Origin of the sequence: Rhizobium sp. CF142 (assembly GCF_000281145.1) — a bacterium.
GTDB lineage: Bacteria > Pseudomonadota > Alphaproteobacteria > Rhizobiales > Rhizobiaceae > Rhizobium.
Genome location: NZ_AJWE01000074.1, coordinates 1 through 3,013, shown reverse-complemented (window position 1 = coordinate 3,013; position 3,013 = coordinate 1). Strand labels below are relative to the sequence as shown.

Genomic DNA, 3,013 nt, shown 5'->3' with positions numbered 1-3,013 from the left:
CATCGAGGCGGGCGTCGCGCGAGCCGAGCATGGTAAGCAGCGAGCCGCTTTCCTTTTCATAGAGCTTCTTTCGCGTCGCCTCGATCTGCGAAAGGTTGTCGCGCCGGTCGTTCAGCACAGCCTCCTGATTGCGGTTCGCCGCAAGCACGGAGGACTGGCCGGCGATCTGCTGGTCGAAATTCTGCATCTGCGCCATGTAGAAGGCCCGCCGCTGGCCGAAGAGCTGCACCTGCAACTGCTCGTCCGGCGTGCTGCCGGCGATCCTGGAATAGTCCTCGCCGGTCAGCTCCGCTTCCAGCCGCTTCACCTGCGCGTCGAGGGCGGAAAATTTCGCCCTCAGCTGCCCGACATCGGCCTGGCTGAAAGTGGCGTCGAGCGTCGCCAGCGTCTGGCCGGCATGCACCACCTCGCCGGCCTTCACGTCGATCGTGCGGATGATCGAGGTTTCGAGCGGCTGGACGACGATGGTCGGCTGCGTGGTGACGAGCTTGCCCGGCGCAATCACCACCTCGTCGATCGAGGATACCGAGGCCCAGGTGATCGCTGCGGCAAGCAACGCGGTGACGCAGTAGAGCGTCATGCGGGCAACGCGCGGCGGCGCGCGTTCTTCGAGTTCGACGGCGTCGGACTGGAACTCGGCGATTGCCGGCGGCAGCGGCGGGCGGGCAACGAGTTCCCTACCCTTCTCCGGACCTTTGTCCGATGGCCCCTTGTCCGAGGGGACCGGCAGGTTCTCGTCGGATTTTCTGACGTGCGCGTTCATGCGACCTGCCTCATCTGCTGTGCCCAGAGGTGGCGGTAGGTCATGCAGCGCGACACGAGCTGGTCGTGCCGGCCGATATCGGCGACCTTGCCGCGATCGATAACGAGAATGGCATCGGCATCGACGAGCGTCGAAAGCCGGTGCGAGACGATGATGACGGTGCGCCCGGCAGCGATGCGGCTGAGATTATCGCGGATGATCGCCTCGCTGTCTGGGTCGAGCGCGCTCGTCGCCTCATCGAAGATCAGCAGCTTCGGATCGGTGATCAGCGCGCGCGCAATGGCAAGCCGCTGCTTCTGGCCGCCCGAGAGGTTGGCGGCATTTTCCTCCAGCATCGTATCGAAACCGCGCGGCAGGCGCTCGATGAACTCTTCGGCGCCGGCGACGCGGGCGACCTCCATGATCTCCTCGATACTGGCATCGGGCTTGGCGGCGGCAATGTTGTCGCGCACCGAGCCGCGGAACAGGAAATTATCCTGCAGCACGACGCCGATGCTGGTTCTCAGATGCACGAGGTCGATCTCGCGGCTGTCGTAACCATCCATGCGCACCAGCCCTTCCTGGCTCTGGTAGAGCCCCTGGATGAGCCTTGTGATCGTCGTCTTGCCCGAGCCGCTCTTGCCGACCACGCCGAAGACGCAGCCTGCCGGAATGGCGAAGGAGACATTGTCGAGCGCAGGTGCTGCATCGGGCGCATAGCGGAAGGAGACCCGGTCGAATTCGATGCGGCCATGCAGATGCGGCCTGACCCCGCGCCCGCGGCCGGCCTGTTCCGGCCGCTGGTTCATGATCTCGCCGAGCATGCGCACGGAAAGCGCCACTTCCTGATATTCATGCACCATGGTGACGATCTGCACGAGCGGCCCCGAGACGCGGCCGGCGAGCATGTTGAAGGCAACCAGCGCACCGATCGTCATCGCGCCGCTGAACACATCGAGCGCGCCGAGGCCGATGATCGCAACGCTCATCAGCTTTTCCAGCAGTCCCGTCAGCGACTGGGCAACCGTCGATATCTTCTCGACGCGGAAACGCACGGAGATGGACTGGGCCGAATAATCGTCCCACACCTTGCGCTGGCGCGGCTCCAGCGCCAGCGACTTGACGGTGCGCATGCCATGCACGGTTTCCACCAGCAGGGCCTGCCGGTCGCCTTCGGCCTGGTAGAGCGCCTTCAGGCGGCGCTGGAACGGGCCGACGAGCATCATCACCACGAGGCCGACAAGCGCTGCGAAACCGAGCACCACGAGCGTCAGCTTGACGCTGTAGAGAAGCAGGATCGGCACGAAGACGAAGAGCGAGACACCATCGAGAAGCGTCAGGAACAGCCGGCCGGTCAGGAACTCGCGGATGCGCCCCGTCTGCTGCATATGCTTGACGAGAACGCCGGCAGAGGCCTGCTCGAAAAGCGCGATCGGCAGGTTGAGCAGATGGCCGAAGGTGCGGGTGGCGACGCGGATATCGATCCTGTTCGTGGCATAGAGCAGCAGATAGCGTCGCAGGAAGCTGAAGGTCGCATCGAAGATCAGCGCGATCCCGATACCAACGGTCAGCACCGTCAGCGTCGCATAGCTCTGGTGCACCAGCACCTTGTCGATGACGAGCTGGAAGAAGATCGGCGTCATCAGCCCGAGGCCGTAAAGCACGAAGGCGGCAAGCGCGACATCGCGGAAGAAGCTGCGCTGCTTGATGATCTCAGGCACGAACCAGCGGAAGCCGAAGGGCCGGTCCTCATCGGACATGCGATAGTTGCGCTTCAGCAGGATCGCCGATCCGAGCCAGGCCTTGGCGAACTGCTCTTCGCTGAGCATGATCACTTCGGCGCGCGAGGAAAGCGGATCGAGAACCCGGATTCTCTCCTCCTCGCCCTCCCCGACAGCGCCGGCGATGACCACCCAGTTGCCGTTGTTCAGTTCGGCAAGCACCGGGAAGGCCTCGCCAAGCTGGAACAGGCTTCGCCAGGTGAGATCGAGATGCTTCGCCCTCAGGCCCGCATCCTTTGCCATGCGCAGAAGCTGGCGCACGGCGACGGGATCGTTGCCGACAGCATAATCGTGCTGCAGCCGCTCAGGAGAAAGATCGACGCCGTGATGGCGCGCGACGAGCGCCAGACAGTGCAGGTTGGTATGCAGAAAACCACTCATGGCCCACCCGAAACAAAAGAGACCGAGGCTATGCCGCTATCAGTTGAAGTTCGGCGAGGCGTTCGAAGCGCCGGCCTGCGCAGCCTGGATATCGGCGGCCGCGGCAGCC

At 64.0% G+C, this 3,013-nt stretch carries 1 protein-coding gene and 1 pseudogene; both read right to left on the bottom strand.

The window, feature by feature from the left end:
* Positions 1 to 763: pseudogene (locus PMI11_RS15645) on the bottom strand (HlyD family type I secretion periplasmic adaptor subunit); the annotation flags it as partial.
* Positions 760 to 2,904, bottom strand: a complete 2,145-nt coding sequence (locus tag PMI11_RS15640; RefSeq protein ID WP_007818632.1) for a peptidase domain-containing ABC transporter — start codon at positions 2,902 to 2,904, stop codon at positions 760 to 762. The pseudogene PMI11_RS15645 and the gene PMI11_RS15640, both read right to left, overlap by 4 nt.
* Between the last annotated feature and the right edge of the window lie 109 nt (positions 2,905 to 3,013).